This is a genomic window from Nocardioides plantarum (assembly GCF_006346395.1).
GTDB classification, from domain to species: Bacteria; Actinomycetota; Actinomycetes; order Propionibacteriales; family Nocardioidaceae; genus Nocardioides; species Nocardioides plantarum.
The window spans coordinates 690,529-716,423 of record NZ_VDMS01000002.1 but is presented as its reverse complement, the minus strand read 5'-3'; the positions used below and the strand labels follow the sequence as shown (position 1 = coordinate 716,423).

18 protein-coding genes and 2 tRNA genes are annotated in these 25,895 nt (G+C 73.8%); 11 read left to right on the top strand and 9 right to left on the bottom strand.

What is annotated here, in order from left to right; all coding sequences use genetic code 11:
- Positions 1 to 35: 35 nt before the first annotated feature.
- Positions 36 to 1,232, bottom strand: coding sequence for a GNAT family N-acetyltransferase (locus FJQ56_RS15315; RefSeq protein WP_140010400.1), 1,197 nt, complete (start codon positions 1,230 to 1,232; stop codon positions 36 to 38).
- A 125-nt stretch (positions 1,233 to 1,357) separates the two neighbouring features.
- Between FJQ56_RS15315 and FJQ56_RS15310 the strand changes: the two genes are divergently transcribed.
- From FJQ56_RS15310 to FJQ56_RS15300, 3 genes are read left to right on the top strand one after another with little or no spacing between them, the layout of a single operon-like run.
- Complete coding sequence (locus FJQ56_RS15310) at positions 1,358 to 2,560, top strand: kynureninase (RefSeq protein WP_211351050.1); 1,203 nt, start codon at positions 1,358 to 1,360, stop codon at positions 2,558 to 2,560.
- A 10-nt stretch (positions 2,561 to 2,570) separates the two neighbouring features.
- Entirely contained in the window at positions 2,571 to 3,767 is a 1,197-nt protein-coding gene (locus tag FJQ56_RS15305; RefSeq protein WP_211351048.1) for an MFS transporter, read from the top strand.
- Between the two features lie 12 nt (positions 3,768 to 3,779).
- Positions 3,780 to 4,799, top strand: coding sequence for a S66 family peptidase (locus tag FJQ56_RS15300; RefSeq protein ID WP_140010398.1), 1,020 nt, complete (start codon positions 3,780 to 3,782; stop codon positions 4,797 to 4,799).
- Here the strand turns inward: FJQ56_RS15300 and FJQ56_RS15295 are convergent.
- The 3 genes from FJQ56_RS15295 to FJQ56_RS15285 are packed head-to-tail and all read right to left on the bottom strand — an operon-like array spanning position 4,780 to position 7,989.
- Positions 4,780 to 7,005 carry a molybdopterin-containing oxidoreductase family protein gene (locus FJQ56_RS15295; protein ID WP_140010397.1) on the bottom strand — a complete coding sequence of 742 codons (2,226 nt, stop codon included), beginning with the start codon at positions 7,003 to 7,005 and terminating at the stop codon, positions 4,780 to 4,782. The two genes, FJQ56_RS15300 and FJQ56_RS15295, sit on opposite strands and share 20 nt — an antisense overlap.
- Complete coding sequence (locus FJQ56_RS15290) at positions 6,998 to 7,351, bottom strand: UBP-type zinc finger domain-containing protein (RefSeq protein WP_140010396.1); 354 nt, start codon at positions 7,349 to 7,351, stop codon at positions 6,998 to 7,000. Before FJQ56_RS15290 ends, FJQ56_RS15295 begins: the two co-directional genes overlap by 8 nt.
- Positions 7,348 to 7,989, bottom strand: a complete 642-nt coding sequence (locus FJQ56_RS15285) for a Pr6Pr family membrane protein (protein WP_140010395.1) — start codon at positions 7,987 to 7,989, stop codon at positions 7,348 to 7,350. Before FJQ56_RS15285 ends, FJQ56_RS15290 begins: the two co-directional genes overlap by 4 nt.
- A gap of 22 nt (positions 7,990 to 8,011) precedes the next feature.
- Between FJQ56_RS15285 and FJQ56_RS15280 the strand changes: the two genes are divergently transcribed.
- The 8 genes from FJQ56_RS15280 (at position 8,012) to FJQ56_RS15245 (ending at position 14,246) form a co-directional block, all read left to right on the top strand.
- Positions 8,012 to 8,719 (top strand): GNAT family N-acetyltransferase, encoded by a 708-nt coding sequence (locus FJQ56_RS15280; RefSeq protein ID WP_140010394.1) that lies wholly within the window; start codon positions 8,012 to 8,014, stop codon positions 8,717 to 8,719.
- A 27-nt stretch (positions 8,720 to 8,746) separates the two neighbouring features.
- A complete protein-coding gene (locus tag FJQ56_RS15275; RefSeq protein WP_140010393.1) occupies positions 8,747 to 9,163 on the top strand; it encodes a VOC family protein in 417 nt (138 codons plus the stop codon).
- Complete coding sequence (locus tag FJQ56_RS15270; RefSeq protein ID WP_140010392.1) at positions 9,160 to 9,909, top strand: VOC family protein; 750 nt, start codon at positions 9,160 to 9,162, stop codon at positions 9,907 to 9,909. The genes FJQ56_RS15275 and FJQ56_RS15270 overlap by 4 nt, the downstream gene beginning before the upstream one ends.
- Positions 9,893 to 10,573 (top strand): VOC family protein, encoded by a 681-nt coding sequence (locus tag FJQ56_RS15265; protein WP_140010391.1) that lies wholly within the window; start codon positions 9,893 to 9,895, stop codon positions 10,571 to 10,573. Before FJQ56_RS15270 ends, FJQ56_RS15265 begins: the two co-directional genes overlap by 17 nt.
- Before the next feature lie 118 nt (positions 10,574 to 10,691).
- Positions 10,692 to 10,765, top strand: a tRNA-Gly gene (locus FJQ56_RS15260).
- Between the two features lie 45 nt (positions 10,766 to 10,810).
- A tRNA-Pro gene (locus FJQ56_RS15255) sits at positions 10,811 to 10,883 on the top strand.
- Positions 10,884 to 10,919: 36 nt separating this feature from the next.
- Positions 10,920 to 12,356 carry a trigger factor gene (gene tig, locus FJQ56_RS15250; protein WP_140010390.1) on the top strand — a complete coding sequence of 479 codons (1,437 nt, stop codon included), beginning with the start codon at positions 10,920 to 10,922 and terminating at the stop codon, positions 12,354 to 12,356.
- A 102-nt stretch (positions 12,357 to 12,458) separates the two neighbouring features.
- Positions 12,459 to 14,246 (top strand): serine/threonine-protein kinase, encoded by a 1,788-nt coding sequence (locus FJQ56_RS15245; RefSeq protein ID WP_140010389.1) that lies wholly within the window; start codon positions 12,459 to 12,461, stop codon positions 14,244 to 14,246.
- Positions 14,247 to 14,462: 216 nt separating this feature from the next.
- Here the strand turns inward: FJQ56_RS15245 and FJQ56_RS15240 are convergent, their stop codons facing one another.
- The 5 genes from FJQ56_RS15240 to FJQ56_RS15220 form a co-directional block, all read right to left on the bottom strand.
- Positions 14,463 to 16,583: a transglutaminase TgpA family protein gene (locus FJQ56_RS15240; RefSeq protein WP_140010388.1), complete on the bottom strand. Its 2,121-nt coding sequence runs from the start codon at positions 16,581 to 16,583 to the stop codon at positions 14,463 to 14,465.
- Complete coding sequence (locus FJQ56_RS22940) at positions 16,580 to 17,749, bottom strand: DUF58 domain-containing protein (RefSeq protein ID WP_170215423.1); 1,170 nt, start codon at positions 17,747 to 17,749, stop codon at positions 16,580 to 16,582. The genes FJQ56_RS15240 and FJQ56_RS22940 overlap by 4 nt, the downstream gene beginning before the upstream one ends.
- Before the next feature lie 7 nt (positions 17,750 to 17,756).
- A complete protein-coding gene (locus FJQ56_RS15230; RefSeq protein WP_140010386.1) occupies positions 17,757 to 18,746 on the bottom strand; it encodes an AAA family ATPase in 990 nt (329 codons plus the stop codon).
- Positions 18,747 to 18,809: 63 nt separating this feature from the next.
- Positions 18,810 to 21,350, bottom strand: a complete 2,541-nt coding sequence (locus tag FJQ56_RS15225; RefSeq protein ID WP_140010385.1) for a hypothetical protein — start codon at positions 21,348 to 21,350, stop codon at positions 18,810 to 18,812.
- A gap of 79 nt (positions 21,351 to 21,429) precedes the next feature.
- Entirely contained in the window at positions 21,430 to 25,725 is a 4,296-nt protein-coding gene (locus tag FJQ56_RS15220; RefSeq protein WP_140010384.1) for a type VII secretion EssC family protein, read from the bottom strand.
- Positions 25,726 to 25,895 lie beyond the last annotated feature (170 nt).

Here is a 25,895-nt window from a genome sequence, read left to right as displayed (position 1 = left end):
GTGACCGGGCCTCCCGAGCACCACGCCCAGGACGGTCAGAAGTAGTCGCGCACGTGCACCGGTCGCCCGCCGAGGAGGGCGTCGAGCACGGCGTCGTGGGTGGCGGGGCCGCTCAGGTGGCCGCTCATCCGCAGGTTCGCGCACGACTGGGCGCCGGCGTACACCAGCGCGAGGCCCTGGGTGGTGAACGTGGGGGCCTCGCCCGCGGGGTCGACCCGCTCGCACGTCGACGGCCCGTCGCCGAGGCTGAGCCGGTAGGTCCCGTCGGCGGTCCGCAGTCGGTCGCCGGCCACGGCGAGCACGACGTCGACGGCCCCGCCGGGCCAGGAGAGACCGCTCAGGGCCGCGGCCGGGTCGCTGACGCGCAGCATGTAGGGGTGGCGTGCGACGACGTCCCACGCGGCGGTGGGGAGCACGAGTCGGGCGGGGTCCTCGCCCGACGTGTGGAGGCGCACCCGTCCGGCCACGGAGGTGTGGGTGCCGAGGAGTCGCCACAGCGCGCGGTAGCCGTCGGCGGTCACCGCGACGAGGTCGTGCACCTCGAGGGTCGCGGTGGTGGGGTCGTAGCCCTCGCCCCGGTCCCACAGCGCGTAGCCGACGACCCGCTCCTGCCCGTCCGGCCCGGTGTCGACGGCGAGGGAGACGGCGGTGAACTCGTCGACCAGCTCCTGGTCGGTGGTCGCGAAGCGGGGGCCGGTGCGGGTCAGCGGGCCGTTCTGCGCGGCCGCCCACTCGTCGTACACGTGCTTGAGAGCGGGTACGTCGCCCACGCCGGCCCTGCGGGTGCGGGTGTCGGCGGGCGGGCGGACGGCCGCGAGGTCGGCGGTCGCGAGCACGACGGTGTCGTAGGAGGACACGATCTCGTAGCCGAGCGGACGGTAGATGCCGTTGGCCGTCGGGAAGAGCGTCGACAGCACCTCGCCGCGCTCGGCGGCCGCGCCGAGGGTCGCCTCGAAGACCGGCACCAGCAGGCCCTCGCCGCGCCGCTCGGGCGCGACGGCGACGCTCGCGATGCCGCAGGTCGGCACCCGGCGCCCGTGCCACCACGACTCGTAGGAGTGTGCCGCGGCGCGCGCCGCGATGTCGTCGCCGTCGACCGCGAGCCAGACCTCGCGTCCCTCTGGGAGGACGGTCGGTGCCGGCGGAGGACCGCCCGGCCCGGAGCCGAAGGCCTCCATCGACAGGCGGTAGGACGGCAGGTGGTCGTCGAGGGTGTAGCGGCGGATCTCCACGACCGCAGTGTCTACCAGGCGTGCGCCGACCCGTCGCCCATGGACGACGGGTCACCGCGAGATCCACGCTGACCCGTCGCCCACGGGCGACGGGTCACCCGACGTCGGCGGGTAGCGTCGCCGCCGTGACCGACCTCGACACCCATGACCCGCTCGGGTCCTACCGCGACCGCTTCGTCGGGACCGACTCCGACCTGGTCTACCTCGACGGCAACTCGCTGGGCCGGCCCCTGAGGGCGACGGGCGAGCGGCTGCGGACGTTCGTCGAGCAGGAGTGGGGCGCCCGGCTGATCCGCGGGTGGGACGAGTCGTGGTTCCTGCTGCCCGAGGTGGTCGGCGACGAGATCGGGCGGGTCTGCCTGGGGGCGGCGCCCGGCCAGACGGTGGTCGGCGACTCGACGACGGTGCTGCTCTACAAGGCGATGCGGGCCGCGGTCGCGCTGCGCCCGGGACGCACCGAGATCGTGGTCGACCGCGACAACTTCCCGACCGACCGCTACGTCGCCGACGGGGTGGCCCGCGAGTGCGGGCTGACGCTGCGGTGGGTCGACGTCGACACGAGCGCGGGCGTGACCGCCGAGCTCCTGGCCGAGGCCGTGGGGGAGCAGACGGCGCTGGTCGTGCTGAGCCACGTGGCCTACCGCTCGGCCTGGCTGGCCGACGTACCGGCGCTGACGCGGATCGCCCACGACGCCGGGGCCCTCGTGCTGTGGGACCTCTCGCACTCCGTCGGGTCGGTGCCGACGCAGCTCGACGCGTGGGAGGTCGACCTGGCGGTCGGCTGCACCTACAAGTACCTCAACGGCGGGCCGGGCGCGCCCGCGTTCGTGTACGTCGCCGAGCGGCACCTCACCGGCGACGTACCGCTGACCCAGCCCGTGCAGGGATGGATGGGGGCGCTCGACCCGTTCCTGATGGGCCCGAGCTATGCACCCGCCGCCGGCATCCGGCGGATGCTGTCGGGGACCCCGCCGGTCGTCGGGATGCTCGCGCTCCAGGACATGCTGGCGCTGCTCGACGAGGTCGGCATGGACGCCGTCCGCGCCAAGTCGGTCGGGCTGACCGAGCACGCGATCACGGTCGCCGCCGAGCTGCTGCCCGACACCGTCCTCGCCTCCCCGCGCGAGGCTGCGTGGCGCGGCGGTCACGTCACCCTCAACCACCCGCTGATGCGCGAGGCCACCGCCGCGCTGTGGCGCCGCGACGTGATCCCCGACTACCGCGACCCGGACGGCCTGCGGCTCGGCCTCTCGCCCCTCTCCACGTCGTACGACGAGGTCGAGCGTGGGCTGCAGGCCGTGCGCGAGGTCCTCGACGCCCTCGCCTGACGTGGCGGTGGTGCCCGCGGAGGACCGCCCCCCGTTCCCGGCCGAGCTGCGGGTCCTGGTCGCGGCGGCCTTCGTCATCGCGATCGGCTTCGGCCTGGTCTCCCCGGTCCTGCCGGCCTACGCCCGCAGCTTCGACGTCGGCGTGGCGGCCGCGTCGTTCGTGGTCTCGATCTTCGCCTTCTTCCGCCTGGTGTTCGCGCCGGCCGGCGGTGCGCTGGTGCAGCGGCTCGGCGAGCGACCGGTCTACCTGACCGGGCTGCTGCTGGTCGCGGCGTCGTCCCTGGCGACGGCGTTCGCCCAGTCCTACGGGCAGCTGCTGGTCCTGCGCGGCCTGGGCGGCATCGGGTCGACGATGTTCACGGTGTCGGCCATGGCGCTGCTGGTGCGCCTCGCCCCGCCGGCCATGCGCGGGCGCGTGTCGTCCGCCTACGCGAGCTCGTTCCTGGTCGGCGGCATGCTCGGCCCGGTACTGGGCGGCGCGCTCGCCGGCTTCGGGCTGCGGCTGCCCTTCATCGCGTACGCCGCCGCGCTGGTGACCGCGACGCTGGTCGTCGCGCTCCGCCTGACCGGTGCGCAGCTGCGTCCGACGACGACCGGGCCACCGGCGCCGCCGATGCGGCTCGGCGAGGCGCTCGGGACGGCGTCGTACCGCGCCTGCCTGGCCTCGGCCTTCGCCAACGGGTGGTGCAACTTCGGGGTGCGGGTGGCGGTGCTGCCGCAGTTCGCGGTGGCCGTGCACGACGACACCTGGGTCGCCGGCGTCGCGCTCGCGCTGGCCGCCCTCGGCACGGCCGTCACCCTGCAGGTCGCCGGCCGGGTCGCCGACAGCGTGGGCCGTCGTCCCCTGGTGCTCGTCGGCCTGGTGGTGACCGCGGCGGGCCTGGGCCTGCTCGGTCTCAGCCACGACCTGCTCGTGCTCTTCCTCCTGTCGGCCGTCTCGGGCGTCGGGGCGGGGCTGGTCAACCCCGGGCAGCAGGCGACCGTGGCCGACCTGATCGGCTCCACGCGCAGCGGCGGCACGGTCCTGAGCACCTTCCAGATGGCGCAGGACGCCGGGGCGATCCTCGGGCCGGTGCTCGTCGGCGTCGTCGCCGACCAGGTGGGCTACGGCTGGGCGTTCGCGACGACGGCCGTCGTCAGCCTGCTCGCCGTCGGCCCCTGGCTGCTCGCCCCCGAGACCCTCGAGCGGGTGCCCGACGGCGCGTGACAGCCTGACGAGGTGTCGACCCGCTACCCCGCCCCGCTCCGACCCGGCGACACCGTCGGGGTCACCGCCCCGTCCAGCGGGGTCGGTGACGCGCTGCGCCCGCGCCTGGACCACAACGTCCGGTGGTTGCGCGAGCGCGGCTACGAGGTGTGGGTCGGCGAGTGCCTCGGCGACGACCGGGTCGTGTCGGCGCCCAAGGAGCAGCGGGCCGCCGAGCTCATGGCCATGCTCCGCGACCCCACGGTGCGTGCCGTCGTGCCGCCGTGGGGCGGCGAGCTGGCGATCGACCTGCTCGACCAGCTCGACTGGGACGAGCTCGCGACGCTCGAGCCGACCTGGCTCGTCGGCTACTCCGATCTCTGCTCGCTGCTGCTTCCCTTCACCACCCTCCTGGGCTGGGCGACGGTCCACGGCACCAACCTGATGGACACCGCCTACCGCACCCCCGAGGGCCTGCGGCACTGGACCGAGCTCGTGTCGGGGCCGGGTCCGTTCGTGCAGGTCAGCCCCGGTCGACACCGGGTCGGCTCGTGGGACGACTACCGGGCCGATCCCGCCGTCGAGGAGCTGACGCTCGACGGCACCGGCTCCTGGGAGGTCGTCGGCGGCGGCGGGCTCGACGTCACCGGTCGGCTCGTCGGCGGGTGCGTCGAGATCGTGTCGCTGCTCGCCGCGACGCCGTACGGCGACGTGCCGGGGTTCGGGCGGACCCACGCCGACGAGGGCCTCGTGGTCTTCCTCGAGGTCGCCGAGGCCGACCCGGCCACCGTGGCGCGATCGCTGCACTCCCTGCGCCTGGCCGGCTGGTTCGAGGAGGCGAACGCCGTCCTGGTCGGTCGCACCCCGGCGCCCGACGCCGACCGGCTCTCCCAGCGCGAGGCCGTGCTCGACGCCCTCGGGTCGCTCGACGTGCCGCTGGTGCTCGGGGCCGACATCGGGCACACGCAGCCCTGGATGTCCCTGGTCACCGGCGCCGCGGCCCGGGTCGTGGTCGAGGGCGACCGGGCCGAGGTCACCCAGACGCTGGACTGACGCCGACGCCGACCTCGGGGTCGGCGGCGACCAGGGCGACCTCGACCTCGTGGGCCAGCATCACGGCCTGACCGCTCACCGGGTCCATGTGGGCGGCCCCGCCCGGGATGACGTCGTTGACGTTGGCGCCGGGCAGCGCGCGGGCGCGCCGTGGGCCGGTGGTCGCGTGGCCCCAGCCGTGGGGCACGACGACGACCCCGCGGGCCACGTCGGTGGTCAGCGAGGCGGGCAGCGTGAGCCGGCCCGTCGGGCTCGACACCTCGACCTCGTCTCCCTCGACGATGCCGCGCGCGGCCGCGTCGTCGGGGTGCAGCAGGACGCCGTTGCCGTCAGGCTGCTTGACGTAGGCGCTGTTGTGCATCCACGAGTTGTGCGAGCGACGGTCGCGACGCCCGACCAGGCGCAGCACGCCGGGGCGGGCCAGGTCGGCCTCCGCCGCCTCGAGGCGGGCCAGGTCGGCGACCAGGTCGGCGGGGGCCAGGTCGACCAGGCCGTCCGGCGTCGCGACCCGTGAGCCGAGGAACGACCCCGGCTCGGTGGGCGGCAGCAGGACGCCCTCCGGGTGTCGCTTGAGCTCGCGCAGCGTCGTACGACGGCCCCAGCGCAGGAGCAGGGCCAGCAGCTGGTCGGCGCCGAGCTGGGGCGAGCGCGGCAACCGGGCCAGCAGGCGGTTGAGGCGCGGCAGGGCGTGGGCGGCCGTGGTGCCCCACGGGCGCACCCCGGAGGCGATCGCGAGGTCGGAGAAGATCCGCCACTCCGTGCGCCGCTCGGCGAGCGGCTCGACGACCGCAGGGGTCCACTGGGCGTGCGGGACGACCTGCAGCGACTGGTGCGAGGCCGGGAAGTCGCTGCGCTCGAGCATGTCGGTGGCGGGCAGCACGTAGTCGGCGTGGGCGGCGGTCTCGTTGCGGAAGATGTCGACGCTGACCAGCAGGTCGAGGTGGGGGAGCGCCTCGCGCAGGTCGTGGCCGGGCACGGAGTGCACGGGGTTGCCGGCGGTGACGAAGAGCGCGCGCACGCGGTCGGGGTGGTCGGTGGTGATCTCGCCGGCCAGGGCCGCGACGGGGAAGGCGCCGGCGACGCGATGCCACCGGCCGTCGGTCGTGCGGTGCTCGTCGAAGCGCCCCAGCCCGACGAGGTCGCTGAGGCGCAGCGTGTCGAAGGCGCCGCGCGGCACCAGCAGCCCACCGCGCCGGTCGAGGTTGCCGGTGAGCAGGTTGAGGCCCTGGATCAGCCAGTAGGCGACCGAGCCGAACGGCCCCATGTTGACCCCGGTCGAGCAGTAGAGCGCGGCGCCCCCTCGGGTGCTGGCGGCGGCGTACGCCGTGGCGAGCTCGCGCACCATGGCCGCGGGCACACCGGTGACGGCCTCGGCGCGCTCGGGGGTCCACGGGGCAGCGGCGGCGACCAGCTCGTCGACACCCCGGGCGACCGCCCGGGCCGGCGCGAGGTCGAGCGGCTGCTCGTGGGTCAGCACGTGCAGCATCGCGGCCAGCAGGTAGGCGTCGGTGCCGGGCCGGATGGGCAGGTGCTCGCCCACCCGACGGGCGGTCTCGGTGCGGCGTGGGTCGACGATCACGACCCGCCCGCCGCGGGCCTCGATGCGCTGCAGGACGCCGGCGGCGTCGGCGACCGTCACCACCGACATCTGGCTGACCAGCGGGTTGGAGCCGAGGCAGACGAACATCTCGACGTGCTCGAGGTCGGGCACCGGGTGCACCAACGACAGGCCGTACATCTCGGTCGAGACGTGGAACTTGGTGTTGACGTCGACCGAGTGGGAGGCGAAGACGTTGGGGGAGCCGAGCGCCTCGACGTACGCCGTCGACATCAGCGTGTGCTGCAGCGAGAAGAACGTCGGGTTGCCCTGGTAGAGCGCGACCGATCGCGGGCCGTGCTCGTCGACGAGGGCGCGCACGCGCGCGCCGATCTCGGCGTTGGCCTGGTCCCAGCTGATCGGCACGAGCTCGCCGTCGACCCGCTTGAGCGGGGTGTCGAGCCGGTCCTCGTCGTGGTGCAGCGCGCCGAGGCCGAGGCCCTTGACGCAGCAGTAGCCCTGCGAGACGGGGTGGTCGCGGTCGGGGCGCACCTTGACGACCTGCTCGTCGGCGCCCTCGCCGACGACGTCGACGACCAGCCCGCAGTGCACCTCGCAGATCCGGCAGAAGGTGCGGACGCTCCTCGTGGGCGTCTCGGCCTCAGCCACGGACGTGGGACAGCCAGTCGGCCGGCACCCGACCGGCGGGGCCGGGCACGGGCTGGTCGTCGGGGTGGGACGTCGGCGGGGCGAGCTCGAGGTCCTCGGGCACGTCGGCGTCTGTGTCGGCGGCGAAGTCCCAGAACCACTCCTCGCCGGGCTCGAAGCTCTGCATCACCGGGTGTGCGGTCGCGGCGTGGTGCGCCGAGGCGTGCTGGCCGGGGGAGGAGTCGCAGCAGCCCACGTGGCCGCACTGGGCGCAGCGCCGCAGGTGGACCCACCACCCGCCCGCCGCGTCGCACTCGACGCACCCGGTGCCGCTGGGAGGGACGCTGGGGTCGACGCCGTCGGTCATGGGGCTGAGTGTGCCCGCTCGGGTAGCCGGCGGTCGAGGGCCGCGAGTCCGCCGACCACCGCCAGGAACAGCGCCGTGACCCCGCTGCAGGCGACGACCACGGCGGGGACGCCGTCCTCGTCCGGGTCGAGGAACGGGTAGGGGTACCAGCCGGAGGCCGCCCCGACGGCCAGGGTCACCACGAGCCAGAGGATCGGCCACCCGATCGCGACGGCGACGGCAGCACGGTCGATCCGTCGACGCGGCCCGTACGCCGCCCACCCGACGACTGCCAGGACCGGCACCACCATGTGGAGCAGCTTGTCGGCCGCCCAGTCGGCGCCCTCGAGGTCGAGGAGCGGCCGCAGCAGCACGAAGTGGACGATGCCGGTCACCGTGATGCCGGCGACCCCCGCGAGCCGCACCCACCGGAGCACGACCGAGTCGTGGGCCGGGTCGCGCGCCAGCCGCCAGGCCCCCACGGCCACGAGCACGTTGCTCTGGATCGTGAAGTAGGCGGCGAAGCGGTAGAGCGCGATCGGCAGCGACGGCTCCTGGGTCTCGTCGAGCACCGCCCCGCCCTGCACCACCAGCACGAGCTGGAACAGCACCGCTCCGCTCGCCACGACCGCGGTCACCAGGTGCCAGCGTCGGTCCATCAGGCGACAGTAGGGTCTCGACGTGCCCGAGGAGAACGATCACGGCCAGCTCGTCGGCGACGTCGTACCCGGGTGGACGCCGCGGCCGTGGCCCACCCCGGTGCGCCTCGCCGGCCGGTACGTCGTCCTCGAGCCGCTCGACGTCGCCCACGCGCCCGCGCTGCACCGTGCGTTGTGCGGCCCGGACGACGGCGCCCTGTGGACCTACCGGCCCACGCAGCCACCCGCGGACGTCGGGGCGATGGAGCGGTGGATCACCGACCAGCTGGCCACGCCCTCGGTCGAGACCTGGGCGGTCGTGCCCGTCGGGGGCCCGACGCCGGGGCAGGCGGGCGGCGTCACGTCATTCATGCGGATCGAGCCCGCGACCGGTCAGGTCGAGGTCGCCGGCGTCCTCTACGGCCGGCACCTGCAGCGCACGCCGGTGACCACCGAGGCGACGCACCTGCTCATGCGGTGGGCCTTCGACGACCTCGGCTACCGCCGCTTCGAGTGGAAGTGCGACTCGCTCAACGAGCCGTCGCGCCGGGCCGCGGCCCGGCTGGGGTTCACCTACGAGGGCCGGTTCCGCCACCACATGATCACCAAGGGCCGCAGCCGCGACACCGACTGGTTCTCCGTCGTCGACACCGAGTGGCCGGCCGTGCGGGCCGAGCACGAGCGCTGGCTGGCTCCCGACAACCTCGACGGCTCCGGACGGCAGCGTTCGCCCCTGCGAGTGGTGACCTGAGTCACCAGGCGTGGCAGGGTCGGGACGATGGACCAGCGGATCAGCTTCGTCACGCTCGCCGTCGCCGACCTCGAGGCGTCGCGGCGCTTCTACCTCGACGGCCTCGGCTGGACCGAGGACGTCCACGTCCCCGGCGAGGTCAGCATGGTGCTCGTCGGCGAGCACGTCGCGCTCTCGCTGTGGGACCGGCAGGCGTTCGAGGACGAGGTCGGCCCCATCGCGGCGTACGACGGGGTCCCTCCGTTCACCCTGGCCCACAACGTGGCCACGACCGAGGAGGTCGACGCGATCCTCGCGACGGCCCAGGCGGCCGGCGCCGAGCGGGTCGGCGACCCGCTGGAGCGTGAGTGGGGCGGCTACAGCGGCTACTTCGCCGACCCCGACGGCTATCGCTGGGAGATCGCCACCAACCCCGGACCCATCGGACAGAAGGTGCTGCCATGACCGACGACCACGACCAGACCGACGACCAGGCCGACGACCGCCGGACGCTGGGCCCGGCCGACGTCGCGAGCGAGCTGCTCGACGACTGGCGCTACCTGATGGGTGCGCTGCACGCCCGCTTCGAGACGGGCGACTTCGCGACCGGTCTCCGGCTGGTCGCCGACATCGGCGGCTCCGCGGAGGCGGCCGGCCACCACCCCGACCTCGACCTGCGCTACCCGTTCGTCACCGTGCGCCTGACCAGCCACGACGTCGGTGGGGTGACCCTGCGCGACGTACGCCTGGCCCGCGAGATCACCGACCACGCCGGGCGCCTGGGAGCCACGCCCCGGCCCGAGGAGGTGCGGGTCGTGGAGTGGGCCCTCGACACCCGTGCCCACGCCGACGTGGCGGCGTTCTGGGCGGCCGTGCTCGGCCGTCCCGTGCCCGAGGGGGACGACGACGCCCTGGCCGACCCCGACGGCACCGGGCTCGGCGTGTGGTTCCAGGAGGCGCCCGACGCGACCTCGACGGTCGACAACCCGCCCGAGCAGCGCTGGCACGTCGACGTCAGCGTGCCGTCGGAGGTCGCCGAGCGCCGGGTGCAGGAGGTCGTCGCCGCCGGCGGGACGTTGATCAGCGACGCCCGCAAGCCGAGCTTCTGGGTGCTCGCCGACGCCCACGGCAACCAGGCCTGCATCTGCACCTCGATCGGCTCGACCGAGGAGGTCCCCGTGGACAGGACCGGTGATGGGACGGATTCCTGAGGCCGACCGCCTCCTGCTCGACGGCCACGACGTCGAGACCGAGCGGCTCGCCGACTGGCGGATCCTGTTCTGGCGGCTGCACGCCCGCTTCGCGACGGGCGACTTCGCGACCGGCGTGCGCCTCGTCGAGGCGATCGGCGAGGCGGCCGCCACCGCCGACCACCACCCCGACGTCGACCTGACCTACGCCGCGGTCGACGTGCGGCTGTCCAGCCACGACGTGGGCGGGGTGACCCAGCGCGACGTGCGTCTGGCGCGGGAGATCAGTGCCGCCGCCGGGCGCCTCGGCGCGACGCCCCGCCCCGACCAGGTGAGCGTCTTGGAGCTGGGCCTCGACACCGCCGACTTCGGCGGGGTCAAGGCGTTCTGGGCCGCGCTGCTCGGCTACGAGCCCAGCCCCCACCACGAGGCCGAGCTCGTCGACCCCGACGGCACCATGCCCACGATCTGGGCGCAGTCCACCGACCCCCACGAGACTCCTCGTCAGCGCTGGCACCTCGACCTGCGGGTGCCCCCCGAGGTCGTCGAGGCCCGGATCCGAGCAGCGCTCGACGCCGGCGGCACGCTGGTGAGCGACGAGCGGGCGCCCGCGTTCTGGGTGCTGGCCGACGCCCAGGGCAACCAGGCGTGCCTCACCACCTGGCTCGGTCGCGGCCAGGGCTGAGCCCGGCGCCGAGCCGACGACGACCGACGACGACCGACAGTGCACGAATGCCGTTTGGTCGGCGTACCCGGGCCTGTGGAAGAATCCTCAGGTCGACGGGGACGCAGTCCCCGTGTGCGCGGATGTAGCTCAATGGTAGAGCTCCAGTCTTCCAAACTGATTACGCGGGTTCGATTCCCGTCATCCGCTCCAAGCGGGTCCTCGAGCGCCGACCCGGCGCTCCGAGGTCCGACTTGGCGGGGCGTAGCGTAGTGGCTAGCGCGCCTGCTTTGGGAGCAGGAGATCGCAGGTTCGAGTCCTGTCGCCCCGACAGCCCAGACACCACCCGAACCCTAGGAGACCACCTGTGAAGAGCGCCGTCGAGACCTTGAGCCCCACGCGGGTCAAGCTCACCGTCGAGGTGCCTTTCGAGGAGCTCAAGCCGAGCCTGGATGCCGCCTACCAGTCGATCGCCAAGCAGATCAACGTGCCCGGCTTCCGCCGCGGCAAGGTGCCGCCCACGGTCATCGACCGGCAGGTCGGCCGCGCGGCCGTCCTCGAGCAGGCCATCAACGAGACCCTCCCCAAGAAGTACGCCGAGGCGCTCGAGGCCAACGACCTCGTCCCCCTCGCCCAGCCCGACATCGAGGGCCTCGAGATCGCCGACGACGAGGGCTTCGGCTTCACCGCCGAGGTCGACGTCAAGCCCGAGATCGTCGTCCCCGACTACACCGGCCTGACCGCCGAGGTCCCCGACGCCGAGATCACCGACGCCGACGTCGACGAGCAGGTCGAGGCGCTGCGCGAGCGGTTCGCGACCCTCAACGACGTCGAGCGGGCCGCCGCCGACGGTGACTTCGTCGTGCTCGACCTCCGCGCGACCAAGGACGGCGAGGTCGTCGACGGCGCCGAGGTCAGCGGCATGTCCTACCAGGTCGGCCGCGGCGGCATGATCGAGGGCCTCGACGAGGCGCTGGTCGGCCTGTCCGCCGGCGACGACAAGACCTTCGAGACCGAGCTGGTCGGCGGCGACCTCGTCGGCGAGAAGGTCGAGGTCAGCGTCAAGGTGACCCAGGTCCAGGAGCAGGAGCTCCCCGAGATCGACGACGAGTTCGCTCAGATGGCCTCCGAGTTCGACACCGTCGACGAGCTCACCGCCGACGTCCGTGAGCGGCTCGGCCGGGGCAAGCGCCTCGAGCAGGCCGCCGAGGCCCGCGACGCGGTCCTCGAGGCCCTGCTGGACAAGATCGAGATCCCGCTGCCCGAGACCATGGTCACCGACGAGCTCAACGCCCGCCGCTCCAGCGTCGAGCAGCAGCTCGCCATGGCCGGCATCACCATGGAGAAGTACCTCGAGGACGAGGGCCAGACCGTCGACGAGTTCGAGGCCGACCTCGAGCGCCGCGTCCGCGACGCCGTCGCCGCGCAGTTCCTGCTCGACGAGATCGCCAAGAAGGAGGAGTTCGGCATCGACCAGGCCGAGCTCTCCCAGCACCTCGTACGGCGCGCCCAGCAGTCGGGCCAGGACCCGCAGGAGTTCGCCAACCACATGTTCGAGCACAACCACATCCCCGACCTCGTGCAGGAGATCCTGCGCGGCAAGGCGCTCGCGCTGGTCGTGGAGGGTGCCGAGGTCAAGGACGCCTCGGGCAACCCGGTCGAGCTCAAGAACCTGCGCCCCGACGGCACCATCGGTGAGGACGAGCCCGTCGACGAGTCGGCCGAGGGCTCCGACGAGGGCTCGGACGAGGCCTCCGAGGCCACGGCCACCGAGTCCGACGACAAGGCCGACGACAAGGCCTGAGCCACCGCGCTCCACGGGCGCCACCCCGCTCGCCGCTCCGACGGCCGAGCAGGGTGGCGCCTGCTGCGTGTGAGCACACCCCGCAGGTCATAGGCTGAGCCCATGACTTCGGGATCCTCGGGCGGGTCGGACGGGTCCGACGCCGCCTGGCGTCCGCCGGAGCCCGTGCGCGCCACCGCGAGCGAGCAGCTCGACGGCTACACCGACCTCGTCGAGATCGGCCGTGGTGGCGACTCGGTCGTCTACCGCGCCCGCGAGGTCGCCCTGGGGCGCGAGGTCGCCATCAAGGTGCTCAGTCTCGACACCACCAGCGACCCGACCCGCGCCGCGCGGTTCGCGCGCGAGATCGAGATCACCGTCCAGCTGGGCCGCCAGCACCCCAACATCGTCACCGTGCTGGCGACCGGCACCACCGCGTCCGGGCGCCCGGCCGTGGTCATGGACTTCTTCGAGGGTGGCACCCTCCACGACCGGCTCCGCGCCTACGGCCCGCTACCGCCCGAGGAGGTCGGCCGGATCGGCGAGGTGCTCGCTGACGCGCTGTCGTTCGCCCACGAGCGCGGCGTCCTCCACCGTGACGTGAAGCCCCAGAACGTCCTGGTGCTGCCCACGTCCTGGGTGCTCGCCGACTTCGGCATCGCCCGCCTCGTCGACGCCGAGCACACCTCGTCGGCCGAGACCTTCACCTACCGCCACGCTGCCCCCCAGATCCTCGACGGGCACCCCCCGACGGCGGCCGACGACGTGTGGTCCCTCGGCTCCACGCTCTTCACGCTGCTCGACGGGCGCCCGCCGTTCGCCAGCGACGACCCCGACGAGGACTCCGCCCTGGCCTACCTGCGCCGGGCCCGCACCGAGGACCACCGCCCCCTCGAGATCGTCGGTGCCGAGCGCCTGGGGCCGGTCATCGCGCGGTGCCTGCGCAAGGACGTCGCCGAGCGGTGGGCTTCGGCCGCCGAGCTGCGCGACGCGTTGCACGGCCTGCGTGCCTCGGCCTGGGAGCCCACCGGTGCGAGCGGGGCGCCGCGACCGGCCCCGCCCTCCCTGGTCAAGTCACCTGCCCCGTCACCGGCACCGTCGCCGGCGGCATCCTCGGGCACCGACCGCGAGGCTGCCCCCACCCCCACCCCCACCCCGACGCCGACGCACACCCCCACGTGGGCGGCGCCGGCGCCGATCGGGCCCGGACCCATCAGTCCCAGCCCGATCAGCCACAGTCCGTCACCGATGGCCGAGCCGGTCCCGCTCGCGGTCTCCGCGGTGTCCCACGCCGCCCCCGTCCACGACGCCGAGCCCACCGGCACCGGACTCCCTGACGCCACCGGCAAGCCTCCCGCGGCCCGTAGCGAGCCCGAGGCGCCCGCCGAGGAGAAGTCCCCGTCGCGCCGACGTCTCCCGCTCCTGCTCGGGGTCGGCGCCCTGGTCATCGGGCTGGCGCTCGGCATCGTCGGGGCCGTGCTCCGCGACAAGGACGAGCCGACCGACCCCGACACCTCCGCCGTCACCGACCCCGGTCAGGGAGCCCCCGTCGCTCCCGTCGCGCCGGGGGCCACCGACACCGTGACCGGCCGGCCCCAGGCCGACCTCGCCGTCGTGCTCCAGTCCTTCGACTACGACGGGACCAACCTCGGCGCCCAGTGGACCGACCCGTCCGACGGCGAGGGGGAGTTCCGGCTCCTCATGGCCACCGACGACGTCCCCGGGGGCCGCGTCATCTACAGCTGGCCCCCCGGCTCGGGCGGCACCAAGGTCACCGTCCCGATCGCCCCGCGCCTACCGACCGGACGCGCCTGCTTCTTCATGCTCGTCAAGCTGCCCACCGGGGCCTACGGCATCAGCGACCGCACCTCGCGATGCGGCAAGGTCACGGCGTTCGGCTTCGAGCAGTAGCCGGCGCCACCCGGCCTGGACTAGTCCGGGGGGTCGTCTGCTCGGCGGTCGGTCCTGTCGCTGGCACGCGTGCTGACTCGTGCAATTGAACGGGTTGGTGGCCGGGTGGGGCTGACCGGGCGCCCGACTCGTGCAATTGAACGGGTTGGTGGCCGGGTGGGGCTGGTCGGGCGCCCGACTCGTTCGATTGCACGAGTCGGTCGTGCGCCCGCACCTCTACGAGCGGCGCAGGACCCGCGGGTCGAGCCACCACCACCAGCGGCGCCACAGCGGCGTCTCGCGGCGGACCCGCCGGCGTACGTCGCGCAGCTGCGTCCGCAGGGCGGTGCGGTCGGCGTCGGGCGAGGGGGACGGCGTCGGGGGGCCGAAGGTGGCGAGCTCGGCACGGGAGGCGATGGCGGCCGAGGAGGTGCCGAGGCGGGCGTCGAGGCCGGCGGCCACGACGTCGGCGGGCTGGTGGGCAGCGGGCCGCAGGCCCGAGAGCCGCATCGCGTCGACCACCTCGGCCCAGGCGCCGGTCGGGCCACGACGCTGGTGGCGGACCCGACGGCCGGTGCGGAGCAGCACCAGGACCACCACCACCAGGGCCAGGCCGGCACCGAGCAGCACCGACGCGGCCGGTCCCCCCATCGGGGCGTCGGCGTCGTCCGGGCCCACGCTCGCGTCGCCGGTCTGGGGGTCCTCGCTCGGGGTGGCGCTCGTCGACGGGGGCAGCACCGGTGAGCCGGTGTCGGCCTCCTCGGGCAGCTCGGCCTCGGTGGCCTCGATGGGCCGGGGGCGGCTGAAGGTGTCGTCGTCGGGCGTGGGCGAGAAGGGCACCCAGCCCAGGCCGCGGAAGTAGACCTCGGCCCACGCGAAGGCGTCCTCGCCCTTGATCACGCGCGTGCCGTCGTCCTGGGCGGTGCCGGGGCGGAAGCCCACCACCACCCGGGTCGGGAGCCCGTTGTAGCGGGCCAGCAGCGCGAAGGCCGAGGCGAACTGCTCGGAGGTGCCGACCCCGCCTCCCGGCTTGTCGGAGCCGCCGAGGAGGAACTGGTCGAGCCGCCACAGCGCGGAGCCCGAGATGGCGGTCGGCGAGAGCTTGTACTCGTCGCGGACCAGGGACTCGATGGCCGAGGCCCGTTGGTACGGCGTCGCTGCGGTCGCACCGACCTGGCCGGCGAAGTCGGCGAGCGGCTTGGGCAGCGGAGGGAGCTCGGTGAGCTCGCCGACGTCCTCGGGGACCTGGGCGGCGTTCAGGTCCTCGCTGGGCGGGGAGTCGTAGGACCCGGCCACCTCGTAGACCAGGCCGTCGGTGCCGTCGGGCGAGAACAGGGTGCCGGTGGCGGGATCGACCAGGACGTCGTCGAGCGCCACCGAGAGCGGGGTGCCGGGGCTGGGGAGCCAACTGCCACCCAGGCCCGAGAACTGCACCTGCAGGGTCGCGTCGGACGGGTAGGGCCCGGGGTCGATCCCGGTGCGCCCGTCGCTGCGGACCTGCTCGAACCTGGTGGCCGAGGTCCACTGGGTGCCGTCGTACTTGTCGAGGACGACCAGGCGCAGCGGGACCTTGGGACCACGGACCCGCAGCAGCTCCTGGTCGGGGTTGTTGGCCCATGCCCCCAGCTGGGTGAGCGGGTTGGACGCGACCACGTCGACGACCGGCGGGTCGACCATCTCGCGGGGCTCGAACGCCGCCCCCACCGGCAGGGTGGCGATGGCGGCGAGCGCGCCGACGCCGACGACCGAGACCGGACCGGCCAGCGCCAGCCGCTGCCGGACCGGCTCGCCGTGCTCGTCGAGGAAGACCCAGCCGAGCAGGGCGACCACCAGCAGCAGCACCACCACGAGGCCCGCGGGGTCGGCGTCCCCGGCGGTGAGCAGCATCCCGGCGAGGTAGAGGACGGCGGCACCGACGACCGGCTCGACCCGCAGCCGGCTGTCGACCCGGAGCCCGACGAGCACCGAGACCAGCGCGGTCAGCAGCAGCGGCCCGACCAGCAGGTCGGCACGGGCGGCGTACGGCTGCGGCGCGGTCAGCAGCCGGGGTACGACGTCCTGGATGGTCTGCTCGAGCGAGAGGTCGGCGCCCGAGGTGGCGAGGTAGGCGCCCATGATCGACAGCAGCACGATCATCGAGCTGGCGAACCAGCGCGACATCCCGACCCGCAGCAGGCCGCGCAGCAGCAGCAGGGGGAGGGCGGCGACCACGGCGAAGAGCAGCGAGATCGTCAGCCGGTGCCAGGCGGTGGCCAGCACCAGGGCACCCAGGACGAGGAGCGCGACCGGCCACAGCAGCCGGAGCGCGCGTCCGGGCAGGCTCTCGGTGGTGGCCTCGGAGGTGGCGATGCTGCTCACCGGTGCACCGCCGCGTCCCAGCTGGCCGCGAGCGACACCGAGGTCGCCCCGCGCAGCACGAGCAGCCCGGCCTCCTGGTGGGCACCGACGAAGGGGGCGGGGTCGACGACGGCGAGGACCCGCGTCGGTGCGTCGCCGAGCAGCAGCCCGACGTCGCGCAGGTCGGCGCCCGGGCCGGTCACGGCCACGGCGACGTCGAGGTCGCGGCTGTGCAGTTCGATGCGCGACAGCGACCCGGTGAGGTCGACCTCGGCCAGGAGCCAGTCGAGGTCGCGGTGCTCCTCGAGGAGCCGTCGGCTGGCCGACCCGGGCACCCGCACCTCGCGGCGGTCGCTCATCGTGTGCAGCCGGACCGGGAGGCCGTCCTCGAGACCCGAGCGGCACAGGGCGGCGGCGATCTCGACCGCCTCCTCGAACAGCGCGTCGTCGCCCAGGTAGGCCGAGGCACGGTCGTCGAGCAGGACGCACACGTGGGCCTGCGACGGCTCGGCGTCCTCGCGCACCATCAGGGTCCCGGTACGGGCGCTGGTCGCCCAGTGCAGCCGCCGCAGGTCGTCACCCATGGCGTACTCGTGGAGCCCCACGAGGTCGGTGCCGCCGAGCTCGTTGGCCTCGTCGTTGCCGGTCAGGGCCCGGCGGGTCCCCGAGACCATCCCGGCCAGGGGCACGCGGCGGGGCAGCACCCGGACCTGGTCGACGGGTCCGGACTCGGTCGAGCGGGCGGCCATGCCGGTGAGCCCGACGAGCCGCACCTGGACCGGGCCGACGTCGACCAGGCCGCGCCGAGGCGTCGGGATCCGGTAGACGACACGGGTGCCCAGCTCGTCGGTGCCGAGGTGGTCGGGCAGCGAGACCGGCACCAGGCCGCCGTGGACACGGTCGGCGACGTCGAGCCGCACCAGCCCCCGTCGGCGTCGGCCACGCACGAGCAGCCGGCCCTCGCACGGGGCCTGACGGACCACGACGCGCGGCTCGATGTCGCGGTCGACCGCCACCGGGCGGGTGAGGAGGACCGCGGCGAGCTCGACGACGACGAGCGCCAGGAGGCAGCCCCCGAGACCGGCGACCAGGAGGTAGTCCCAGGCCAGGCCGGCACCCAGGAGCAGGACCCCGAGCACGACGATCGCGCGGCCGCGACCGGTCGCGCTCGCCCACACCTGGCCCATGACCCGCTCAGCCCGCGTCGGGCTGCGGCGGCTGGACCGTCTCGAGCACCTCGTGGACGACGCCCTCGCTCGTGTGGCCGGCCAGGATGGCATCGCGGCCCAGGACGGTGCGGTGGGCCAGGACCGGCTCGGCCAGGCGCTGTACGTCGCTGGGCACGACGTAGTGGCGCCCGCGCGCCGCCGCGTAGACCTGGAGGCACCCGACCAGGGCCTTGAGCCCGCGGGTGCTCACCCCTACCCGTACGCGTGGGTCGCGGCGGATCGTCATCCCGATGTCGCGGACGTAGCGGAGGATCGGGTCGGCCACGTGCAGCCGCGACAGCTGGTCGGCGACGGCCGCGACCTCCGCGGGCGTCGTCACGGTGGGGACGTCGTCGACCAGCCCGGCCGTGCTGTTGGGCCGCAGCACCTCGATCTCGTGCTCGGCGTCGGGGTAGCCCAGCGAGGTGCGGAGCAGGAACCGGTCGAGCTGGGCCTCGGGGAGCCGGTAGGTGCCCTCGAGGTCGATGGGGTTCTGCGTCGCGATCACCACGAACGGCCGGGGGACCGGGTGCCCCACGCCGTCGACGGTGACGGTGCGCTCCTGCATCACCTCGAGCAGCGCCGACTGGGTCTTGGCCGCCGCCCGGTTGATCTCGTCGGCCAGGACGACGTTGGCGAAGACCGGGCCCTGGCGGAACCGGATCTGGCCGTCTCGTGGGTCGAACACGGTGGTGCCGGTGACGTCGCTCGGCAACAGGTCGGGCGTGAACTGGATCCGTCCGACCTGCCCACCCATCGCCCGTCCGACGGCCCGGGCCAGCGTGGTCTTGCCGGTGCCGGGGACGTCCTCCAGCAGCACGTGCCCACCGGCGAAGGTGGCGACCAGGACGAGGTCGACGACGGCCCGCTTGCCGTGCACCGCGGACTCGACCGCGTCGCCGATGCGCTGGTGGAGCCGCCCGAAGGCGGCGATCTCCTGCTCACCGGGAACGGTCGGGTTGATCAGGGCGGTCATGGCTGGCCTCTCGGGAACGGCTCGGGGGGTCGGCTCGGCTCGGCCCGTGGAGAGCCGTGCGGGTCAGGGGATCTGGCAGGGCTGCGGCGAGCAGCCGGGCTGCTCGGGGCTCGGCTCGGGGTCCGGCGGGGGCACCACCTGGGGGGTCTGCTTGGTGGTGAAGCTGTAGCCCGAGCTGGTCGCCGTACCGCGTGGGTTGGTGGCGTAGAAGATGACCCGGTGGTCGACCGTGCCCTTGTTGGGCTGGTAGATCACGCCGTTGGCGTAGGCGATGGTGACCTTGGTGGCGTTGCAGGCCACGGGCTGCGCCGGGTTGGCGTCGAGCACGTAGGTGCAGGTGCCGGGGAACCGGAACCAGTCGTCGGGGGCTCGCAGCTTGAGGTCGATCGACCCGGAGCCGTCGTCGGCGGCGTTGTCGCTGCGCGGGCTCGAGCCGTCGACGATCTGCCGGTTGCTGTCGGGCAGCGGCGGCGGCGGCTGGGCCGGGGCCGTTCCGGAGACGACCCCGGCGGCGCCGGAGCCCAGCTCGTTGCGGGCCATCACCGTGGCCTGGAAGTCGCCGCCGACCTTGCAGTCGGCGTTGGTCCTGCGGCTGCAGGTCCAGGTGAACTTCGCGCTGCTCTGACCACCGGAGACCTGCTGGCTCCGGGTGTCGCCGGCGACGGTGACCGCGACGTCGTAGGTGGCGATCGGCTTGCCGTTGGCCTTCGCGCCCTGCCACTTGACGTCGACCACGAAGATCTCCTCGTCGTCGTTGCCCTGGTAGGTCGCCGTACCGGTCACCGTGGGGGCGCCCGGCCGGGCGGTCGAGGTGACCGTGTTGGAGGGGTAGGACGTCGACTGGCTGTCGTCGTGCACGGCGGTCACGGTGAACGTGGTCGGCTGGCCGGGGGTGACGTCGACGAAGGCCTCACGCACCCAGCCCTTCAGGCCCGGGTAGGTCTTGCCGGTGGAGGAGCGGATGACGAAGCCGTCGGCCTTCGGCAGCCCGGAATGACGCCAGGAGACGCGGACCTGGCCCTCGGCCATCGCCTCGGCGACGACGTCGGTGGGGGCCGTCACGGGCTGTCCGGCGCTGCCGGTGGGCGGGCTGCACGGCTTCGCGCTGCCGCCCTTGCCGCCGCCTCCCCACGACGTGGGCGTCGAGCTCGGCGTGCACGTCGTCGGCGTCAGGTTGTTGCCACCGCCGCCGCCACCGCCGCCACCGTGGGTGTCACCGCCACCGCCACCGCCACCGCCGGGCGGCGTGCCGGTCGGGGGAGTGCCGCTCGGCTGTGAGTCGGGCGTGTTGGGGGTGTTGGTCGGGTCGGGCGTCGGGGGCTCGGACTCCTCGTCGTCGCCGCCGAGGTCGAGCAGGTCGTCGACGAGGTCCTGGTCCGGGAGCGACGGCGGGGTCGTGGCGGGCGTCAGGCCGTTGGTGGGCACCTTGGCGTCCTCACGGACGATGGTGCTGGTGCTGCCGTCGCCGTGCACGACGATGCCCTGTGGTGCGCCTGGGGCGTTGATGACGAGGTTGTCGTCGTCGAGGATCAGCTCGGGGTCCTTGCTGCCAGGCGTGGACAGGTCGCGGGCGACCCGGCGACCCTCGGCGTTGAGTCGTACGACGCGGCCCTGGCCGGTGCAGGGGACCCAGACCTCGCCGCGGAAGACCTCGGGGGTGCCGGGCTTGGTGCAGGCGATCGAGGCCATGTCGATCTCGATGACGCGCTTGCCGGACAGCAGGACGACGTGGCTGTTGTCGGCCGAGGCGACCGGGACCAGGTCGCTGGGGGACTTCTCCGGTGCGTAGATCTTGCCGATCACCTTGGGGGCGTCGGTGGTGAGGTCGTGGCCGGTGCCGACCTGGGCGATCATGCCCTGGTCGGGTCCGAACACGGTCACGCCCTCGTCGTGTGCGACCAGGACCGAGCCCTCGCCGCTGCCGTCGACCGACTGGTCGTCGTCGTCCTGGAACTTCTGCTGGTCCGCAGACCAGCTCAGCTGGTGGAGGGTGCCGTCGTCCTCGAGGGCCCAGATCACGCCCTTGCCGTCGACGGCGGCGTCGGCCAGGCCGCTGGGCGCCACCCAGATGGTGCCGATCGCGTCGGTCGTCTGCGGGTCCATCGCCGAGATCGTGGACTGCTCGCTGTCGACGAGGAAGACACCGTCGTCGTTGAAGATCGTGTCGACCGCGCCGCCGGTGCTGATGCGGCGCTGGCCGGAGACCAGGATGCTGGTCAGGTCGAAGGCCCGCAGCCGGCCCGAGGTGTGGTCGGCGACGTAGAGCTGGCCGCCGTGCTCGCCGGTGACCTCGATGTCGTCACCGGGGTTGCCGACGACCTGCTTGACCTCGAGCTGCCCGGTGGCGGGGTTGACCTGGATGATCTGGCCGTTGGGCTCGTCGGAGAGCCAGGTCAGGCCGTCGGCCACGTCGACCGCGGTGCGGCTGATGCCCTGACCGAAGAAGACGCCCGCGATCAGGGAGCCGGTGACCACCAGGACGGAGAGCTCGGCCGCACCGCGGGACTGCCGGTTGCGGAGCCGGGCTGGGACCAGTGCCTCGAGGCGGGACCGTGCCCGGCCTCGTCGCGTCGGTGTGGTCCGAGGGCTGCCCGAGTCTGTCATCACGTCTCCTGGTGAGCGTCGTGCGTCATGTCGTGCGTCATCTGCTGCGCCGTTGCTGCGTCGTGCCTGGGTGGTGTCGTCATGCCGTGCCATCTGCTGCGGGTGCTGCGGGTGCTGCGGGTGCTGCGTGGACGACCTGCGCCACCCACGCGGTGCCTCCGTCGCACCACACCCCACGTCCGGGTCCGGTGAGCGGTTCGGTGGTCTTGGTCGGGACCGATGCCCCGAGTGCATCGCCGTCGGCCCACTCCGGGGTGAGGAGGAACCCGCGCCGGTTGCGGCGGGCGGTCTCGACCAGGCCCTCCGGACCACCACGGGCCTTCGCCTGGGCGGTATCGGCGGTCACCACCAGCCCGATCTGCTGGGTGTGGGCACCGAGAAGGCCCAGGAGACGGTCACGGGTAGTACGTCGTGCGTCGTCGACTCCGACCCCAGCATCCCAGAGATGGGCGTCGTCGACCATGACGAGAGCCCATCCGCCGTCGGAACGTTCCGTGACCCAGCGCTCGACGGCGGCCAGGGTCGAGGCGTAGTCGGGCTCGCGGATGACCGTCGGCGGCCGGTCGCCGCGGGCGACGAGGGCCTGCAGACCGTCGAGGGTGCCGGTGCGGCCGGTGCGGGAGCGACCGGCGACGAGCACGGGGCCGGCGAGCAGGTCGACCTCGAGGACGGCCACGGCGTCGGCGTCGACGGCGATCGCGACCCGGGAGCCGCGGGGGGCCGGGAGTGCGGCCTGGTCGAGCCGGGCCGGCATCGGCGGGACCGGAGCGGTCGGACGACCCTGGGTGCGGGGGGTCAGGAGCCGGTTGATGGTCTCGATCCGCTCTGCCTGGAGCGGGGTGCCCGCGCCACCCGTCGTCTGGACCTGGACGCTGCGCTTGCCGAGCAGGCCGGCGCCGGGGAGCGTGTCGGCGTCGAGGACGTTGCCGGGGACCCCGAGCATCAGGTAGTCGTCGTTGGTCGTCATCCGCAGCACGATGCGGCGACCGAACGTCGAGCCGAGCGAGGTGGGGACCCCGGTGCGCCCGGGCGCGGTGGCGATCACGTGGATGCCGACGCGTCGTCCGTTCTGGAGCACGGTCTGCAGCCTCTCCACGTGGGACGGGGCTACACCTCCTCCGGACTCCAGGCTCTCGACCATCGAGGGCAGGTTGTCGATCAGCACGTAGACCCGGGGCAGCGCGTGGCCCTGGCGGGCCAGGTCGTCGAGGTCGGCGCAGCCGCGGGCCGACAGGGCCTGGGCGCGTTCGTCCATGGTGCGGCGCAGCAACCGGATCAGGCGCATGACCCGGCCCAGCTGGGACTCCGACACGATCGCCTCGACGGTCGGGACCCCGCTGATCGCCGCCAGGCCACCGCCGGCGAAGTCGACGCCGTAGATGTAGGGCGCCACGCCGTAGCTGCCGAACGCGTCGGCGATCGAGGCGCTCAGCGCCGCCGAGCGCAGCAGCTCGGTCTTGCCCGAGCCCGAGGCGCCGTGCACCAGCACGTGCCCGATGGCGGCGAAGTCGAGGCTGAGCTCGGGCTGGCGCTGGGCCTCCGGCTCGTCGATGCGCCCGATGGTCACGTTGCCGCTGGTGCGTCCCTCGGCGCCGGCCACCAGGGCCTCGACGTCGAGCGGCAGCTCGGCCGGCAGGGCCGGCAGCCAGGGCCGCTTCGGGGCCGCCGCACCCGACATCATGAACGCCTCGTTGATGGTGTGCACGCACCGCTCGAGGTCGGTGCGCGGGTTGAGGCGCTGCTCGTGGCCGGTGCTCTCGAAGGCCCCCGTGACGGCGCTGAACGGGTTGACCAGCACCGGCACCTCGGAGCCGGCCATCGGCTCGCGCGCGCCGGTCCAGGCCGACTGCACGAGCTCGGCCGTGCCGTGCCCGGTACGGCGGATCCAGGCGCGTCCCGGCGTACGGCGGGAGATCCGGGCGGCCTCGGGGCTGTCGATGACGTCGCGGGAGTCGTCGGCCGACGAGACGCGCAGCGAGATCCGCAGGTCGGCGTTGGCCTTGATGTTGCCGGTGACGACGCCGGCCGGGCGCTGCGTCGCCAGCAGCACGTGCATGCCGAGCGAGCGACCCCGCTGCGCGATGTTGACCATGCCGTCGACGAACTCGGGGACCTCGGAGGTCAGTGCGGCGAACTCGTCGACGCAGATGAGCAGGCTGGGCGGGGCGACGTCGGGACGCTCGCGCTCGAGCTGGACGAGGTCCTTGACGCCGTACTGACCCAGGAGGTGCTCGCGGTAGACGATCTCGGCGCCGATCGACGTCATCGCGCGCTGCACGAGCGCGGGGGTGAGGTCGGTGATGTAGCCGACGGTGTGGGGCAGGTCGGCGCACTCGCGGAACGCCGCGCCGCCCTTGTAGTCGACGAGCAGGAAGTTCATCCGCGACGCCGGGTTGTTGAGGGCCAGCGAGCAGAGCAGCGACTGCAGCAGCTCGCTCTTGCCGGAGCCGGTGGTGCCGGCGACGAGCCCGTGCGGGCCGTCCTCGCGCAGGTCGATGGTGGTGACGCCGTCGACGCCCGAGCCGATCTGGGCGCGCAGGCCGCTCGACTGCTGCCAGCGCCGGGTGACCGCGGTGACGTCGTCGAGGTCCTCGAAGTCCGAGCTCAGCTCGGGCAGGCGCACCACGTTGGGGATCGCGGTGCTGGGCGGCAGCACCGCCGCCTCGTCGACGTACGCCGTCATCAGGCGCGCGGCCCGCCAGGCGGCGTCGAGGGTGACGGCGTCGGCGACCTCGATGTGCGCGATGCCCATCCGGTCGGCCTTGCCGACCTCGCCGGTGGCCAGGTCGATGCGCAGCGAGGTGGCCGCGGGGACCTCGGTGGCGTGGCGGCCGAGCCAGATCAGGTGGATGCCGCGCTCGGCGGCGACCGCCGCGACGGCCTCGACGGTACGCCGGGCGATGCCGGCGTCCTCGTCGACGAAGCAGATCGTGTGCCCGCGCCCGGTGTCCTCGGTGACGAGGTGGTCGAGCAGGGCGGTCGCGGCCCGGGCACCGACGGCGACCGGGGGCTCGCCGCCGAGCCGTGCGGTCGCGTGGGGGAGCCAGCGCAGCCAGGCCTCGTGACCGGCGCGGCCGCGGCCGAAGCAGCCGGCGACGCTGAGGTCGGTGGGGGAGTGGTCGAAGGCCAGGCGCAGCATCATCGAGCGGACCAGGGCGTCCACCGCGTGCGGCTCGCCGGTGATGGCGACCAGGGGGTGCTCGGTGAGGTCGGCCAGGACCGGCATGTCCCGCAGCGTCTCGCGCTGCCGGAACTCCTCGGACACCTCGCGGCGGGTGGCCCGGTCGCCGCCGTCGTTGATGAAGCCGGTCAGCATGGCCGGCACGGTGCCGATGCCGAGGCGGGTCACGAGGAACGCCTGCCGGCTCTCGGAGCGCGCCCACAGGTAGGGATCGCGGTTGGCGGCGCGGGTGCGCAGGGTCTCGGCGTCGGGGTAGTCGTCGTGGGACTGCTCGCGCTGGCGCACCGCGTGCTCGTCGATGGCGGTGATGAAGCCGTCGACGTCGGCCCGCCAGTCGGCGAGGTCCTCCTCGAACTGCTTCTGCGCCGCACGCTTCTGCTGGCGCCAGCCGAGGAAGCCCAGGATCGGCCAGGCGACCATGTAGATGATCGCGTAGGCGCTGCGGGCGCGGGCGAACAGCGCGATGCCCATGATCATGGGCAGCATCAGCATCGCCCACGGCATCGGCGAGGGCCGGGTCTTGGTCGGCGGGGAGGGGACCTCGAGGACCTCCCGGGTCAGCGGCTCGCCGAACCGCGGCGGCCGGAAGACCGAGACGGCGGGGGCCTCGGTGGGCACCTCGCCGGCGTCGATCACCAGGGTGCTGCGACCGAGCCGGATCGGAGTGCCCCAGTCGATCTCGCGGCCGGCGACGATGCGCTCGCCGCCGACGACGGTGCCGTTGGCCGAGCCCTCGTCGTAGACGGTCGGGCGGGTGCCGAGGACGATGCGGGCGTGGTGCTGGCTGACCAGCGGGTCGGTGAGGCGCAGGGTGCAGGAGGCGCCGCGGCCCAGGGTCAGCGAGCTGCCACGCACGTGGAGGCGCTGGCCGCGGTCGGGGCCGTCGGTCACGCGGAGGATGGCCCGGGGGCGGGCCGAGCTGGACACCCGGGTGAGCCAGGCCGGCGGGGCGGTCACGACGTCGAGCAGGTCGCCGGTGCGCAGCCCGCACTCGGACACGAGCCGGTCGGCGGGCCACGGGTGGCCCCCGTCGACGGGCACGAGGAGCAGGTGCGGCTGGTCGGGAGCCACGTGCTGGCCGATCGCCCGGGCCAGATCGGCCACGGTCGCCTCGCCCCGCGCCTGCACCGCGACGTCGACCGAGGGCAGCCCGGTCTCGGCGGCCGTCCTCAGCGAGAGGGTCCAGCTCTGCATGTCGAGCTCCTCAGAAGTGGTCTAGACCGGTTGGTCCCGAAATGACGGACGGCCGCCGGGTTGCCCCGGCGGCCATCTGTCAGTCAGCCCGATCCATGACCGGGCCTTACCCAGGTGCGGCGGACCTAACCACCGCAGGGAGGACTGTGCGCGAGGCGCACGCCGCCTCC

Excerpts from the sequence above, each read along its gene's own strand:
- FJQ56_RS15265 (WP_140010391.1), top strand. The coding sequence starts at position 9,893 with ATGGGACGGATTCCTGAGGCCGACCGCCTCCTGCTCGACGGCCACGAC.
- FJQ56_RS15270 (WP_140010392.1), top strand. The coding sequence starts at position 9,160 with ATGACCGACGACCACGACCAGACCGACGACCAGGCCGACGACCGCCGG.
- FJQ56_RS22940 (WP_170215423.1), bottom strand. The coding sequence starts at position 17,749 with ATGGGCCAGGTGTGGGCGAGCGCGACCGGTCGCGGCCGCGCGATCGTC.
- FJQ56_RS15220 (WP_140010384.1), bottom strand. The coding sequence starts at position 25,725 with ATGCAGAGCTGGACCCTCTCGCTGAGGACGGCCGCCGAGACCGGGCTG.
- FJQ56_RS15225 (WP_140010385.1), bottom strand. The coding sequence starts at position 21,350 with ATGACAGACTCGGGCAGCCCTCGGACCACACCGACGCGACGAGGCCGG.
- FJQ56_RS15230 (WP_140010386.1), bottom strand. The coding sequence starts at position 18,746 with ATGACCGCCCTGATCAACCCGACCGTTCCCGGTGAGCAGGAGATCGCC.
- FJQ56_RS15290 (WP_140010396.1), bottom strand. The coding sequence starts at position 7,351 with ATGACCGACGGCGTCGACCCCAGCGTCCCTCCCAGCGGCACCGGGTGC.
- FJQ56_RS15245 (WP_140010389.1), top strand. The coding sequence starts at position 12,459 with ATGACTTCGGGATCCTCGGGCGGGTCGGACGGGTCCGACGCCGCCTGG.
- FJQ56_RS15285 (WP_140010395.1), bottom strand. The coding sequence starts at position 7,989 with ATGGACCGACGCTGGCACCTGGTGACCGCGGTCGTGGCGAGCGGAGCG.
- FJQ56_RS15275 (WP_140010393.1), top strand. The coding sequence starts at position 8,747 with ATGGACCAGCGGATCAGCTTCGTCACGCTCGCCGTCGCCGACCTCGAG.